15 protein-coding genes and 3 tRNA genes are annotated in these 13,176 nt (G+C 62.1%); 9 read left to right on the top strand and 9 right to left on the bottom strand.

The window, feature by feature from the left end; genetic code table 11:
* Positions 1–69: 69 nt before the first annotated feature.
* Complete coding sequence (locus tag A8V01_RS10630) at positions 70–702, top strand: SOS response-associated peptidase family protein (protein WP_103095793.1); 633 nt, start codon at positions 70–72, stop codon at positions 700–702.
* Positions 703–835: 133 nt separating this feature from the next.
* Positions 836–1,027, top strand: a complete 192-nt coding sequence (locus A8V01_RS10625) for a helix-turn-helix transcriptional regulator (protein WP_103095792.1) — start codon at positions 836–838, stop codon at positions 1,025–1,027.
* Positions 1,028–1,068: 41 nt separating this feature from the next.
* Here the strand turns inward: A8V01_RS10625 and A8V01_RS10620 are convergent, their stop codons facing one another.
* The 5 genes from A8V01_RS10620 to A8V01_RS10600 all read right to left on the bottom strand — a co-directional run bounded on the left by A8V01_RS10620 (position 1,069) and on the right by A8V01_RS10600 (position 5,746).
* Positions 1,069–2,301: a tyrosine-type recombinase/integrase gene (locus tag A8V01_RS10620; RefSeq protein WP_103095791.1), complete on the bottom strand. Its 1,233-nt coding sequence runs from the start codon at positions 2,299–2,301 to the stop codon at positions 1,069–1,071.
* Positions 2,302–2,535: 234 nt separating this feature from the next.
* A tRNA-Pro gene (locus tag A8V01_RS10615) sits at positions 2,536–2,612 on the bottom strand.
* 46 nt (positions 2,613–2,658) lie between these two features.
* Positions 2,659–2,734: transfer RNA gene (locus tag A8V01_RS10610), tRNA-Ile, on the bottom strand.
* An 83-nt stretch (positions 2,735–2,817) separates the two neighbouring features.
* Entirely contained in the window at positions 2,818–3,819 is a 1,002-nt protein-coding gene (locus tag A8V01_RS10605; RefSeq protein ID WP_103095790.1) for a polysaccharide deacetylase family protein, read from the bottom strand.
* A 40-nt stretch (positions 3,820–3,859) separates the two neighbouring features.
* Positions 3,860–5,746 carry an ATP-binding protein gene (locus tag A8V01_RS10600; protein WP_103095789.1) on the bottom strand — a complete coding sequence of 629 codons (1,887 nt, stop codon included), beginning with the start codon at positions 5,744–5,746 and terminating at the stop codon, positions 3,860–3,862.
* A gap of 256 nt (positions 5,747–6,002) precedes the next feature.
* On the opposite strand from A8V01_RS10600, the gene A8V01_RS10595 reads away from it, so the two are divergent.
* Together A8V01_RS10595 and A8V01_RS10590 are read left to right on the top strand one after the other, a co-directional pair.
* Complete coding sequence (locus A8V01_RS10595) at positions 6,003–6,467, top strand: Lrp/AsnC family transcriptional regulator (protein WP_103095788.1); 465 nt, start codon at positions 6,003–6,005, stop codon at positions 6,465–6,467.
* A 16-nt stretch (positions 6,468–6,483) separates the two neighbouring features.
* Positions 6,484–7,050 (top strand): hypothetical protein, encoded by a 567-nt coding sequence (locus A8V01_RS10590; RefSeq protein ID WP_103095787.1) that lies wholly within the window; start codon positions 6,484–6,486, stop codon positions 7,048–7,050.
* Here the strand turns inward: A8V01_RS10590 and aroQ are convergent.
* The 3 genes from aroQ to A8V01_RS10575 form a co-directional block, all read right to left on the bottom strand.
* The gene (gene aroQ, locus A8V01_RS10585; RefSeq protein WP_103095831.1) at positions 7,014–7,451 is read right to left on the bottom strand and encodes a type II 3-dehydroquinate dehydratase; all 438 of its coding nucleotides are present in this window, start codon (positions 7,449–7,451) and stop codon (positions 7,014–7,016) included. The genes A8V01_RS10590 and aroQ overlap by 37 nt on opposite strands.
* A gap of 85 nt (positions 7,452–7,536) precedes the next feature.
* Positions 7,537–7,923 (bottom strand): hypothetical protein, encoded by a 387-nt coding sequence (locus A8V01_RS10580; RefSeq protein ID WP_103095786.1) that lies wholly within the window; start codon positions 7,921–7,923, stop codon positions 7,537–7,539.
* A 35-nt stretch (positions 7,924–7,958) separates the two neighbouring features.
* A complete protein-coding gene (locus A8V01_RS10575) occupies positions 7,959–8,372 on the bottom strand; it encodes a holin family protein (RefSeq protein ID WP_103095785.1) in 414 nt (137 codons plus the stop codon).
* Between the two features lie 205 nt (positions 8,373–8,577).
* Between A8V01_RS10575 and A8V01_RS10570 the strand changes: the two genes are divergently transcribed.
* Positions 8,578–9,246: a hypothetical protein gene (locus A8V01_RS10570; protein ID WP_103095784.1), complete on the top strand. Its 669-nt coding sequence runs from the start codon at positions 8,578–8,580 to the stop codon at positions 9,244–9,246.
* A 113-nt stretch (positions 9,247–9,359) separates the two neighbouring features.
* Here A8V01_RS10570 and A8V01_RS10565 read toward each other — a convergent pair.
* A tRNA-Pro gene (locus A8V01_RS10565) sits at positions 9,360–9,436 on the bottom strand.
* Between the two features lie 281 nt (positions 9,437–9,717).
* On the opposite strand from A8V01_RS10565, the gene yajC reads away from it, so the two are divergent.
* From yajC to A8V01_RS10545, 4 genes are all read left to right on the top strand, one after another.
* Positions 9,718–10,053: a preprotein translocase subunit YajC gene (gene yajC, locus A8V01_RS10560; RefSeq protein WP_103095783.1), complete on the top strand. Its 336-nt coding sequence runs from the start codon at positions 9,718–9,720 to the stop codon at positions 10,051–10,053.
* A gap of 48 nt (positions 10,054–10,101) precedes the next feature.
* Positions 10,102–11,712, top strand: a complete 1,611-nt coding sequence (secD, locus tag A8V01_RS10555; RefSeq protein WP_103095782.1) for a protein translocase subunit SecD — start codon at positions 10,102–10,104, stop codon at positions 11,710–11,712.
* 15 nt (positions 11,713–11,727) lie between these two features.
* Complete coding sequence (secF, locus tag A8V01_RS10550) at positions 11,728–12,717, top strand: protein translocase subunit SecF (RefSeq protein ID WP_103095781.1); 990 nt, start codon at positions 11,728–11,730, stop codon at positions 12,715–12,717.
* 97 nt (positions 12,718–12,814) lie between these two features.
* Positions 12,815–13,174 (top strand): hypothetical protein, encoded by a 360-nt coding sequence (locus tag A8V01_RS10545; RefSeq protein ID WP_103095780.1) that lies wholly within the window; start codon positions 12,815–12,817, stop codon positions 13,172–13,174.
* Positions 13,175–13,176 lie beyond the last annotated feature (2 nt).

Genomic DNA, 13,176 nt, shown 5'->3' with positions numbered 1-13,176 from the left:
TCTGAAAAGCGAAGATGGCCACGACCAGCGGTCGGACATAAAAGACCATCGTCTCGTAGGATCTGACCCATGTGTAACCGCGCCCGCATGAAAGGTGAGATCGAGACGATCTGGGGATCCGTCGCCGAGCTCTTCAGCGAAGCCCCGCGCGACAATCGCTTCGATCCGCAGGAACTGCGCCCCCGGGGGCGGGCCTATGTGATGCGCGAACAGGGCAACATGTTCGGCTGGGACGTCATGAGCTGGGATGTCCTTGGCGGCAAGGCGGCCTGGCCGATGACCAACGTGCGCAACCTCGCACTGCCGCAATGGCGACGGCTCGCCGAGCGTCCCGAGAACCGCTGCGTGGTGCCGCTCACCGAATTCTGCGAGTTCACGCCGGACAAGCATGATCTTGGTGACAGCAAGCCGCCACTGAAGGGTGAGATGTGGTTTTCGGTGATCGACCAGCCGGTGTTCGCGGTTGCCGGTTTCTGGCAAGCGACCGAGAGCGGCAACGGCTTTGCCATGGTGACATGCGATGCCAATTCGCTCGTCAGGCCGATCCATCCCAAGGCGATGGTGACGATCCTCGATCCGAGTGACGTCGATGTATGGCTACGAGGGTCTTACGATGAAGTCCGCTCGCTTCAGAGACCGTTCGACCCGGCGCGAATGGCTGTGCGGGGGCCGGTGTTCCCGACGCGCGAAAAGCAATCGTAACGGGGCAGTATTGCTCACCTATGTGGGGCAGCGCAGTGCATAGTAGGGCAATGCCTTGGCGCCTATCTTGTCCGAAAGTCCCTTTCGCCCCCTGTTAGGTTCTCGTGACATCGTTGAAAGGGCGAGGCACTAAATGGACGAAGGTATTCAAGACCGTATCCTGCGGCGCAGGTCAGTGCTCGAGCGCACCGGCTTCTCAGCCTCCACTCTCTATCGCAAAATCGAGGCTGGCACATTTCCTCGGCAGGTGCGGATATCCGAGCGATGCAGCGGCTGGCGCGAAAGTGCGGTGAAAGCCTGGATTGATGGACTTCATGAAGATTAACAGGACAGCGATCTCCTAGCGGAAGGCATCTGATCGATGTGCTATTCTGACCCGGCTCGCTCAGCAGCATCCAGGTAATCGGCCCACCAGACCATCATCTTGCGCCGATGAACGAGATAGCGGGCTGAATTGTACGCCGCACGAACACCTCGCGCCGCATGCGCAAGCTGGAATTCGATCCAGTCGGGCTCGAAAAGTCCCGATTCGTTCAGAACAGTGCTGGCCAGACCGCGAAAGCCATGAACAGTGGCCTTTCCACGAAGACCAAGGCGATACATGACGTCCAGCATGCGGTTTTCGCTGATGACCAGTGATTTCGAATAATGGACCGGGAAGAGGAAGGCTCCGAGCTTCTCGTTTCCAGCTGCGAGATATACGTTCCGCTCGCGAATCTCGTTCAGCATAGAAATGGCTTGAGGTGGCAGGGGCACGATGTGTTCCGTGCTCATCTTCATACGCTCCGGCGGTATGCGCCAGATCGGCTCAGCCGTATCGAGCCCTTCGAACTCCGCCCATTGCGCGAACCGCGTCTCTTGCGTGCGTACCATTGTCAGCATTGTCCACCGCAGGGCGAGGTGGCTGGTACGATCACCTCCGTCCTTGCTCAGTTTCCCGAAGAAATCCGGCAGGTCCTTGGCTGCAACTTTGGCATGGTGCTTGACGGGCGCTGGCTTTGCCATGCCGGGAGCAAGATCGCGGCATGGATCGCTTTCGCATCGCCCATCCGGAATAGCGTAACGAAAGACCTCGCTGCAGTGGTTTCTCACCCTGTGCGCCATTTCGACAGAACCGCGTGCCTGGATGGCGCGGAAGGCTTCCAGCATCTGGCGTGGCGTTATGGCTGCGATCGGCAGTGCACCAACGGCAGGAAAGATGTCGGCCTCCAGCCGCCGCATCGTCACGCCGGCGTAGCGCGGGGTCCAGGCTACCTTTCGGGTATCAAACCATTCGCGGGCGACTGTCTCGAATGATTCGCCGGCTTTCGCTTCCACTTGGCTTGGTACGCTCGGCTCCAAATTTGCAGGTGTTGCTGTTGGAGCCATGCCCAAGGTTAGCTGAGCCTTCACCGTATCGCGCCAGGCTCGCGCCAGTTTGACAGTGACTTCTGGATAGGCGCCGCCCGTAAGGAATTTCTGCTTCCCCTCGACTCGGATTGCGAGGCCCCAGACCTTCTTTCCGGAAGGGTGAACTGTGACGAATAATCCCTTGCTGTCGGATTTCTTGTAGGCGGACTTTTCCGGCTTCAAAGCGCGCAGGGCAATGTCTGTCAGCATGGGGCCTCCAATCGAAGGATGTTGGTTGGGTTTTCGCCTTGATGTTGGTTGTTGGTCGGCTGTTGGTTGTGTGTTGGTTTCTGCTGGTTGCAACCAACAACTAACCAACAATTGGTCTGCGATGCAAGGCGACCATCTGGTGCAGAATGGTGCAGAACTGCCCTGATTTTATTGGATAAAATTAGGGGCCACGAGCCGGTATGGCATCGAGTGGAACACCGCGAAAAAGGGAAATGGTCGGGGAGACAGGATTCGAACCTGCGACATCCTGCTCCCAAAGCAGGCGCGCTACCGGACTGCGCCACTCCCCGACCTGGGGTTGTCGATGCTGCCACCGTAAGGGTGACATCCGGCGAATGGTGGGCCCGGCAGGATTCGAACCCGCGACCTAGCCGTTATGAGCGGCCAGCTCTAACCGCTGAGCTACAGGCCCCCTTGCCGGACCCGACCCCATCGACGATGGCCGGGTGCCAAGCCCGTTAGCTTGGCAATGCGCATGACGCAAGCGGGGTTCTGTCAACCTTGCACACTGTTCACGATTTCATCCACGCTCGTCGACCTGATACCGCGCTTGGCCAGATGGGCGAACAGCGTGCGCCACCAGTCATATAAGGCGTCAAGATCCGCCTTGCTGCGGACATAGGGCGTGTGCCCTGCCGCCAGAGAAGGGCTGTGGAAGGAGAAGACCAGCACCGGTAGTCCCTCGTCGATGGCGATGTCTACGCCGCGCAGGGCTTCTTCGGTGGTGATGCCTTCAGGCGTCAGGGGGATGCGTTCCAGCAGCCCCGCACGCGCCAGTACGCCGCGCATGGTGGGCGCGCGCCATAAGTGTGGGTAGATCACATTGCCCATTTGCCGCAGAGGCCCCCAGTAAACAGTGGTCAGGGGCAATTCGAGCAGGCGATGTTCGGCATCCGCCCAATACGGGCGTAGCGGATGTTCGCGGTAATTTGGGCCGCCCGTACCGCTATAGTCGAAGCGGGCCCGCACTGACGTATCGACGGTGATCCCGCATTCCATGAGGATTTCCGCCGTGCGCGGGCCGAGCCCGTAACGACCGGCGCGGTAGCTGCGAGGGGGCACGCCGAATGCACTTTCGATGCGATTTTGCAGTTTGAGCAGCTTTTCGCGCTCAAGTTCGAAGGGGAGGTTGCCCGCGTAGCTGTTATACTCGTTCACGTCCTCGGCAAATGGCGGGCTGACCCAGGGGTGCAACTGCACCCCGACTTCTGCCCGCCCGGCGGAAACGGCATCGCCGATCGCGTCCGGTGCGTGCAAGCAGTCCGCAACCGGCCAGTCTATGAGGTACGACGGGATGACGCCGAAACTTTCGCAGAATTGCTGGAATTTGCGCAGAGCAGGAATAGTGACGACGCTGTGCGCGTCGCGATCCAGCGGGGCCGACCAGTCGAACTCTTCCTCCGTGTCGACCGTGACGATGAAACGCTGCCCGAAATCGGGTCGGAACTGGGCGTAGGCCTGCTTGCCGGGGGGCTGCAGAAGGTTTGGGGCTGGCAAGGAGTCTTTATTCCCTCTGCGGGTCGCGCTCCCGATGGGGTTACTGCGAAAAAGTTGCCGAATTGCTATCGTTTGCGTTCATGCCGGTCGCGGTGGACCCGGTCAAGGCGGGCAGGGACAGGCAAAGGTGGTTTGCGACGCGCTGCAGTGTGCCTCCAGTGGCTGCCGCCTCTGCCGCTGCCAGACGCAGAGTGAAGCCGATCCCGAACATTCCGGCGGCAAGGGATTGTCCTCGCTCGCCCGCTACCGCGTCGAACAACGCTTCGGGCGGACGCTCGGCAAGAATGGAAGGCAGCTGAACCACTAGTTCTGTCATCATACCGCGCGCGCCGGGCCGCTGGTGCCACTGCAGATCGAGTATTTCACCCGGAGCGGTGGAGCCCGCCAGTGCGGCGAAGAGCCGCCAGACGAGCCGCTCTATTTCCGGCCTTGCGGTGTGCACGGGCAGGCTTGTGGCGGCTGGGTCGGCGACCATCGAGAAGCCGCTGCCGCGCGGTTCGGTCCACGCACGCAGCCGCACGATAGTTTGCGTCAGGATGCGGGCCAGATCGCATTCGCCGTCCTCAAGCGTCATTGCACCGGATTCGAGTTTTACCAGTCGATCGAGCTCCTCGAATCCGGCAAGGATGTGCGCGCAGTCTCCGGCAATAGCGGCGGCCAGAGCACGGTATTCGTGCGGAGCCGGACCGTAGAGTTGCTGCTGGATGATTTCGGCAGCGACCTGGATTGCGTTTGCCGGTGTACGCAATTCGTGGAGGACCTCGCGCATCCGATCGGCTTCGGCGTGGCGGGCTGCGGGAGGCGATGCTGCCACCTCTGCGGGCGGGGCCACGCGGCGCAGGCGGCCACAATATCCGGCGAAGCGGCCATGGCTGAACCGCGCGGCGGCATCGACCTGCCATGGCCCGCTGACTGCGGGCGCGCCTTCAACGACGATACGGGCGGCGCGCAAGGGCAGGTGGTGCTGCATGGTGTATGCGACGTCCGGTGCTTGCCCGTCGCAGGCGATGCCCGATGCGATGAGCGCGAGGCCGACGATCGAGGGCGCATGGGGGCCGTCGGCCCAATCCACGCGGCCCTCTACGTTCGTTGTGAAATCTATGGCGACGGCCAGCCGCTGCGGCGCGGGTGAGGTGGTGTCTCCAAGCGGGAGGCGGGGCGAATCGGAGCGGACTTCAAGCGGACCCTTGCCCTCTCGCGCTTTGCGGAATTCTTCGATGCGCCGCACGATCGCGCCGATCCCCGCTTCCCGAGCTGTCGCCGAAGCATCGGCCGCAATCTTGTGCTGAATGTCCTTCTGTTGCGCTGCGCGCGCGCGCGCCCACTCGCTAAGCGAGGTAGGCGGCGGCGGGTTGTCCGCCATGTCGAGCAGTTCCAGCACATCCTCGGACATGTCCTGATCGACTGCAATATTGCCGGTAGACCGTTGGAAGCGGCCATCGGGCATGTCGGGCAGGGGGTCTTCCGGGAGCGGATCGGAAGGTCCGGACGGCAAGCCGCGATCGTGGACGCCAAGGCTTTCCAGCATGACTTCGACCCGCTCAGACAAGTCGCGGCGGTGACGCAGGATGCCTCGGGCGCGGACGGGGAGCCGGGGGATCAGGGCCAGCCATGCGTCATCATCCAGGCGCGCCGCTGCGATCCCCGCGCAGGCGACATCCGGTTCTGCCCTGGCCAGCCAGGAAAGCAGGCGCGGGTTCGTAATCGGCTGCAAGGGCTGGCGAAGGAGACGAGCCCGCTCCGCAGCAGGAATATCGCGGCCGAGCTGCTCAAGCCGGGTGAAGGCGGCCTCTACGGTTTCGCTCGGCTCCTGCACGTCTGGCGCACGGCCGAGAATATCGACGAGCTGCCTGAACTGAATCCGCGCAAGCCCGTCCCCCGAAGTGGGCAGGCGCAGAACCGTGGCAAGGCGATCGTCGAAATGCATTCCATCTCCAGGCGCGAACCATCGCACCTCGGGTTACGTGGCAGATTCGGTCCTATGGCCCGGTGATGTTTACCATAAGGAAAACAACGGGTCGTTTTTTCGTAGCAAAGTGCCGGAAGATCGAAAGAGCCGAGTTTCCGCCGTTGCAAAGCGGGACGATTACGCTATGGCCTAATAATATTACGGCGCGCTCGCGTTTTCGATGTGGATGTTGCAACAAGGCGAGGCGGGACGCGCCTGCCCCCGGGGAATTTGAATGATCAATCTCGATGAAATCGATCGCCGCCTGCTTGCAGAGCTGCAGGCGGAAGGTCGGATCACCAACGTCGAACTTGCCCAGCGCGTAGGACTTACTGCTCCGCCGTGCCTGCGCCGGGTGCGCAGCCTTGAAGAAGCCGGCGTGATTCAGGGCTATCACGCAGACCTCGACGCGTCGAAACTGGGCTTCACCATCACCGTGTTCGCGCTGGTCAGCCTCAAAAGCCAGGCTGAGGAATCGCTTCGTGCCTTCGAGGATCACATGAAGGGCCTGCCTGAAGTGCGCGAATGCCACATGCTCAACGGCGAAATCGACTTCATCCTGAAGATCGTCAGCCGCGACCTGCAAAGCTTCCAGGAATTCCTCACCAGCAAGCTGACGCCCGCGCCCAACGTGGACAGCGTCAAGACCTCGCTGACGATCCGTACGGCCAAGAGCACTCCGGGCGTCCCGCTGGGCTGAGGGTAAGGCAATGCGGATGATGGGGCGGTCAAGCCGCACGCCGCTGCTTGTCGCGGCGGCCGCATTGCTGGTGGCGGCGAACATCTGGTGGTTCTGGCCGGGTTCGGAAAAAGCTGCCGAGCCCTTGTTCAAGCTGGCGGATACCAACGATTACGGCCCGATGGGTGGCCCGCTTACGGTGCGGGCAGGCACTGCGGAGTTGAACGCAGCGCCGATTTTCGATCCGTCGATAAACGGATGGCGCGTGGCGGGCAGGCAGGTGAATGACCTGCGGCCCTACATGACCGTGAACTCTGGCGGCTATAGCCCGACGGATAGCGCGCCATTCCTGCTGGTCAGGTTCCGTGCGGAGGCTACCGCCGATGAAGTGCGCAGGGCGTTGCTAAGCCTGGCGGAAAAGAAGATCTGCCTGGTCGCGCTGCCGGATGCCTATGAGGCGGGAGCGTCGGAACGTGCACCTGAAGTGGCCGCGCGCCGCATCGTTTCCGTATTGGACGATGCCGGCAAGCCCGTGACTTGCCCGGCTCCGCCCAACCCGTTCGGGCATCAAAGCCCGGCTGCGGCCTCCAGCGCCAGCATATAGCTCTGCCCGCCGAACCCGGCGATGGTGCCCTTGGCCGCCATGCCGACCCATGACGTGTGCCGGAATTCCTCGCGCGTGTGGGGGTTGGAAAGGTGCACTTCGATTACCGGCGCGGTGATTGATCGGATCGCGTCGAGCAGCGCCACCGAGGTATGCGTATAAGCGCCCGCGTTCAGCAGCACCGCATGAACGCCTGCATCCTCGGCCTCATGCAGCCAGTCGACAAGGTCGCCTTCGTGGTTGGACTGGAACATGAGAACGCTCATCCCCAGCGCCTTGCCGCGTTCTTCCAGCATCGCACCGATGTCGTCGAGGGTCTGCGATCCGTAGATCGCCGGCTCGCGCTTGCCCAGCCGGTTGAGGTTGGGGCCGTTGAGCACGTAGACCAGCTTTTCCGTCATGGGCGTGATTACCTCCTGCATTTTTCGGTAGCGCGCGAGATTTAGCGGGCCGGGCGGAGGGTGCAACCCGGTCAGCGCAGCGTTTTTACTCAACCTTTCCGATGCCGGGATCGGGCGCCGGCGGGCGCATCGGGGGCACGTCAGCAGCGCCGGAAATCGAGGGTGGCGGCAGGCTAGGGGGTTGCGGGGCGCTTGTGGCGATGCCGGGCGGGCGCGGGGCAGGGGTATCCGGCTTCTCGTCGCGCAGGGCGTCCTTGTCCTCTTCTGCGGGGGCATCCCCGCCGTAGAATGCCGCAAGCTTCGCTTCGCGCTCTGCCTTGGCACGGGCCTTGGCTTCTGCGGCGGCGTCCTGTGTGGCGCTTTCGGTCGGCGTCGGTCCCGAGGCCGGGTTACAGCCGCCAAGCATGAGTAGCGCGGCAAAGCCAAGCAGGGCCTTGCCGCGCGGGTTATTGAAGAGGGCGCACGCGATCATGAATGCACCCTAGCGCAAAAGCGTTAGCGTTTCGCTTATCGATCCGAACCGCGCGCCTTGCCCCACTGGCGCATAGCAGAATAGCCTAGGTAGCCGGTGCCGAAGAGCGCGTAGAGCGGCTCCGGGATTCCCGCCAGATAGCCGTTCATTCCGTTGCCGATCGCTTTTGCGAGCGCGGGGTTGAATGCTGCGACAACCCCCATCGGCAGAGCCCAGAGGATCACGAGGTACATTACATAGAGGAAACTCGGTCGCGCGCGGCTGGTCCAGGGATCAGCACTGTTCGCTTCTGCGACAATGGCCGAAAGGCTTGCCTGCAGCATTTCGAGTTCCTGCGTATTCTCAAGCTTGAGCAGTTCCAGCTTGGCCCGGTCGCGTGCTTCGGGGTCGGGTACGACCTTGTCGATGATACGGGTGACGGGGCCAAGCAGAGAATCGAGGAGGGCCATTTTGCGAGTCCTTACCAACGGGAATGACGCGCAATCATATAACCATAACGGTTCATGTAGGAAAATGGAAACCCGCAGGATGCGAGGCAACGCGACCGTACATTAAAATATAGTAAGGCAGACTTTGCCGGTTATTTCCGGCTAACTGACTTCGAAGTATTTCCCAGCATGCATGCGAATGATTCGCTGCAAACGGGGGACTACCATGAAGACTATCTACAAGCTGGCGCTGCCTTGCGCGGCGCTGATCGCGCATCCTGTCGCGGCGCAGACCGCTGCCGCTCCTTTGGCTCCGGTGCAGACTGTTGCTGCTGCGCCTGCCGCGGCTGCGCTGCCGGCAGCGCAATCAGATATCATGCGTGCGGGGCTTGCTGTCGCTCTCGTCACTCGCGAGGAACTGACTACCAAGAAAAAGAAATTGCGCGTGGGGCAGCGCTTCCAGATGGAAGTCGCCGAAAACGTGACGCAGAACGGTGTTGTGGTGATTCCTTCGGGTACTCCGGCGGTCGGTGAAATCACCGAAGTTCGTAACAAGGGCATGTGGGGCAAGTCCGGTTACATCGGGGCGCGTGTGGTTTCGCTCAACCTCAACGGCCGCAATGTGCGTATGTCGGGTACTTTTGACGACAAGGGCGTGACCGGGACCGGCGGTGTAGTGGCTGCGATCGCCTTTGTTCCGATTGCGGGCTTCCTTACGACCGGGACCAGCGCCTTCATTGCAAGTGGCTCGGCGGTAAAGGGATTCCTGGATGAAGACCTCGCGTTCCAGGCGGTGATGCCGCAGGTGATTGAGGTTCCTGCTGCAATTCCAGCCGTGGCACCCGCTCCGGCGGCAGGTGCTGCAGTCCTGACTTCGGCCTCAATCGCAAAGTAAGGTATCAGGTTTCGACCTACCCCTGCCAGAGTCTTTTGGTGGGGGGTAGGAACGCTTCGCTCTGAAACAAAAAACGCCGTCTCCCGCACGATGCAGGAGACGGCGTTTTTAATTGGTCGGGACGAGAGGATTCGAACCTCCGACCCCCACACCCCCAGTGTGATGCGCTACCAGGCTGCGCTACGTCCCGACCGGAGCGCGGCCTATAGGCAGGTCTTTCAGGATGCGCAAGCGCCTCTGGCATAGTTTTTCATCGTAATGTTCACTCGCTTGAACGAGGGGCTGCACATCCTATCTGCCTCCCAGACAGTGGGGGAGGCGCGGGAAGGCCGCGTTGCCAGCGCTTCGCTTTATTGCTAACCGCCCGCATCCGCCTGCGCGCAGGCTGCGGATCATACCGTCATGCGCGCAGGCCCGGCCGGCACGCGATTCGCCGTCCGGTACGCGACACGAAAAAGGCCCATCATTTCCATGCAGACCTCGATCCTCGCCCAGCTTGCCGCAGCCGCACCCGCCGGTGCGCCGCCGGCCTGGATGACTTACCTGCCGTTCGTGGCTATGGCCGCGATCTTCTGGTTCCTCATCCTGCGCCCGCAGATGAAGCAGCAGAAAGAGCAGAAGGCCAAGCTTGCCGCGCTCAAGAAGGGTGACGAGGTGCTTACGGGCGGTGGCCTGATCGGCAAGATCGTCAAGACCGACGAGAACTACGTCGAGGTCGAACTGGCGCAAGGCGTCAAGGTGAAGGCGCTCAAGTCCACCATCGTGGACGTGATCCCGCCCGCCGGCTCCAAGCCCGCGAACGACTGAACGCCGGCAGGCGACTGACCCACGCTTCTTTTCCAAGGCGAACAGGCGATGCTTGAATTCTCGATCTGGAAGAAGGTCTGGTACTGGGGGCTGGCGCTCGTGCTCTGCCTGCTCTCGGTGCCGACGCTGCTTTCTTTCACCAATGTCCATCTGCCCGAAGGCGTGCCTGCGCCCAAGGTCAACCTTGGCCTCGACCTTGCGGGCGGTTCGCGCCTGCTGCTGGAGGCGGATCGCAACCAGGTCATCCAGCAGCGTCTGGAAGGCATGGAGGAATCGGTCCGCACCAAGCTGGGCCAGGTCGAACCGCGCATCGCCATCGGCGACGTGTCGAGCCGGGGCGGTCGCCTGACCTTCACCGTGCGCGACACCAGCCAGGTCGACGCTGCGCGCGAAGCACTGCTGCCGCTGACCAACGGCGCCGGGCTGACCGGCCAGCGCGACTGGGACATCCAGGTCGTCAACGGCAACCAGTTCGTGCTGGCGCCGACTTCGGCGGGCATCGACCTTGAAGTCAGCAATGCGATGGACACTGCGGTTGAAGTCGTGCGCAAGCGCATCGACGCGCTGGGCACCAAGGAACCCGACATTCGTCGTCTGGGCGGCACTCGCATCGACGTGCAGGTGCCGGGCCTGCAGGATCCGGCGGCGCTCAAGGCGCTGCTCGGCCAGACGGCAAAGCTCGAATTCAAGATGGTCGACGAGACGGCTTCGCAGGCCGATCTGGCACAGGGCATCGCGCCTCCGGGCGACGAGATCGTGCCCTATGCAGAAGGTATGGCTGAAGGACAGAGCCCGGTCATCGCCGTCAAGCGCCTTGGCGGGATCACCGGTGATCAGCTGACGAACGCCAAGCAGGGTTTCGAACAGCAGACCAATCGCGCGGTGGTGAACATCACCTTCAACCAGCAGGGCGGCGAAAAGTTTGCCCAGCTGACCAGCACCAACGTCGGCAAGCGCTTTGCGATCATCCTCGACGGCAAGGTGCTGTCGGCGCCTTCGATCAATGAACCGATCATGGGTGGCAGCGCCCAGATTTCCGGCAGCTTCACGACCAAGTCGGCGACGCAGCTGGCGATCGCGCTGCGTTCCGGTGCACTGCCGGTGGACCTCAAGGTCGTAGAGGAGCGCACTGTCGGTGCAGACCTTGGCGCCGACGCGATCCACAAGGGCGCGGTTGCCATGGCCGTCGGCACCCTTGCGCTGGTGATCTTCATCATCCTTACTTACGGCCGTTTCGGCATCTATGCCTGCATCTGCGCGCTGCTCATCAACATCCTGATGATTCTGGGCGTCATGGCGGTCTTCGGCACCACGCTGACGCTGCCGGGCATCGCCGGGTTCGTGCTGACGCTGGGTGCGGCGGTGGACGCCAACGTGCTCATCAACGAACGCATCCGCGAGGAACGGTCCAAGGGCCGCCGCGTGGTGCAGTCGGTGGAACTGGGCTACAAGGAAGCGAGCCGCGCGATCTTCGACGCCAATATCACCAACTCGATCGCGGCGCTGCTGATGTTCGCATTCGGCTCCGGCCCGGTGCGCGGCTTCGCGGTCGTGCTGATGATCGGTATCGTCACTTCGGTGTTCACCGCCGTGACCCTGACCCGCATGTGGGTTGCCGGATGGCTGCGCAAGGCGCGCCCTTCGGACCTCAACCTGTAAGCGCGGAGATTTGAAATGAAGCTCCTGAAGCTTATTCCCGACAACACCAACATCCACTTCCTGAAGTGGCAGTGGCCGTTCTTCATCAGCAACATCTTGCTGATGATCGCGTCCGTAGTGCTGCTGTTCACGCATGGCCTGAACCTGGGTGTCGACTTCGTCGGCGGCCAGATGATCCGCGTGACGTTCGAGCGCAGCGCGACCGCTCCGGTGGACGCGCTGACCGAGGCGGTCGGCAAGCTCGGCTATGGCGAGCCGGTGGTGCAGACTTTCGGCAAGCCGAACGAAGTCTCGCTGCGCATGAAGCTGCCCGATGGCACCGAATCGCAGCCGCAACTGGCCGACGCGATGGCGCAGAAGATCACCACTTCGGTGAAGAAGACCTTCCCCGACGCGCGCATCGACGGTGTCGATTCGGTGTCGGGCAAGGTCTCGGGCGAACTGCTAAAGACCGGCGTGCTGGCGCTCAGCCTGGCGATGGTCTGCATCTCGATCTACATCTGGGTGCGCTTCGAATGGCAGTTCGCGGCCGGTGCATTGTTCGCGCTGGTGCAGGACATCCTGCTGACGGTGGGCATGTTCTCGCTGACGCAGATGGAGTTCGACCTCAACATCGTTGCCGCGCTGTTGACGCTGCTGGGCTACTCGCTGAACGACAAGATCGTGGTCTACGACCGCATCCGCGAGAACCTGAAGAAACATCGCCGCATGCCGATGGCCGAATTGCTTGACCTTTCGGTGAACGAGACGCTGTCGCGCACGGTGGTCACCTCGCTGTCGATCCTGATCATGCTTGTGGCGCTGCTGTTGCTGGGGCCGGACGTGATCTTCGGCTTCACCGCCGCCATCACGCTGGGTATCTTCATCGGTACGTACAGCTCGATCTTCATGTCCGCGCCGATCCTGATCTGGCTGGGCGTGAAGTCGGACAGCTTCGTGCAGACCGAATCGGCAATCGACCGGCAGGAGCGTCTGGCCCGCGAACGCGGTCAGCCCCAGCCCTGATCCGTCAGGTTGCGGTTGGAAAAATGGCCCGTCCTGCGATGCAGGGCGGGCCTTTTTCGTTGAGGGTGGCTATGGCGGGTCGGGTTTGGAGAATACGATGAATAGTGCGTCGAAGGTTTGGGATGCAGCGCAAGTGCGAACGTGGCTGGAGCGCCGGTTCGAGGCATCGAAGCTTGATCAGGCGGCAGCGGACAGGCGCGGTTATGAGGCGCAGGACGACTATGACAAGGCAGCGGCCGAAGAATGGGTCTGCAGGACGCTGAAAGCGGCGGACTGCCTGAATAGCCAGACCACCTTCGCTGCGCGGATCAAGGACCTGATCGCTCAGGACGAATACCGGGTAACAGGCATCTATGATGATGCCCGTTTCCAGCGCAATGTCCGCAGTCAGCTGCGCAAGCTGGCCAAGATGACCAAGGCGAACGAAGGTTTCGAAAAGACGCTGCGGTATCAGTGAGC

This window comes from Novosphingobium guangzhouense (genome assembly GCF_002896965.1).
Lineage (GTDB): Bacteria > Pseudomonadota > Alphaproteobacteria > Sphingomonadales > Sphingomonadaceae > Novosphingobium > Novosphingobium guangzhouense.
Note: the sequence above shows the minus strand (reverse complement) of the source record. Positions and strands in the feature narration are given on the sequence as shown.

Bases quoted from the DNA above. Each gene is read 5' to 3' on its own strand.
- A8V01_RS10630 (WP_103095793.1), top strand. From the start codon at position 70: ATGTGTAACCGCGCCCGCATGAAAGGTGAGATCGAGACGATCTGGGGA.
- A8V01_RS10625 (WP_103095792.1), top strand. From the start codon at position 836: ATGGACGAAGGTATTCAAGACCGTATCCTGCGGCGCAGGTCAGTGCTC.
- A8V01_RS10620 (WP_103095791.1), bottom strand. From the start codon at position 2,301: ATGCTGACAGACATTGCCCTGCGCGCTTTGAAGCCGGAAAAGTCCGCC.
- A8V01_RS10600 (WP_103095789.1), bottom strand. From the start codon at position 5,746: ATGCATTTCGACGATCGCCTTGCCACGGTTCTGCGCCTGCCCACTTCG.
- A8V01_RS10595 (WP_103095788.1), top strand. From the start codon at position 6,003: ATGATCAATCTCGATGAAATCGATCGCCGCCTGCTTGCAGAGCTGCAG.
- A8V01_RS10590 (WP_103095787.1), top strand. From the start codon at position 6,484: ATGATGGGGCGGTCAAGCCGCACGCCGCTGCTTGTCGCGGCGGCCGCA.
- aroQ (WP_103095831.1), bottom strand. From the start codon at position 7,451: ATGACGGAAAAGCTGGTCTACGTGCTCAACGGCCCCAACCTCAACCGG.
- A8V01_RS10580 (WP_103095786.1), bottom strand. From the start codon at position 7,923: ATGATCGCGTGCGCCCTCTTCAATAACCCGCGCGGCAAGGCCCTGCTT.
- A8V01_RS10575 (WP_103095785.1), bottom strand. From the start codon at position 8,372: ATGGCCCTCCTCGATTCTCTGCTTGGCCCCGTCACCCGTATCATCGAC.
- A8V01_RS10570 (WP_103095784.1), top strand. From the start codon at position 8,578: ATGAAGACTATCTACAAGCTGGCGCTGCCTTGCGCGGCGCTGATCGCG.
- yajC (WP_103095783.1), top strand. From the start codon at position 9,718: ATGCAGACCTCGATCCTCGCCCAGCTTGCCGCAGCCGCACCCGCCGGT.
- secD (WP_103095782.1), top strand. From the start codon at position 10,102: ATGCTTGAATTCTCGATCTGGAAGAAGGTCTGGTACTGGGGGCTGGCG.
- secF (WP_103095781.1), top strand. From the start codon at position 11,728: ATGAAGCTCCTGAAGCTTATTCCCGACAACACCAACATCCACTTCCTG.
- A8V01_RS10545 (WP_103095780.1), top strand. From the start codon at position 12,815: ATGAATAGTGCGTCGAAGGTTTGGGATGCAGCGCAAGTGCGAACGTGG.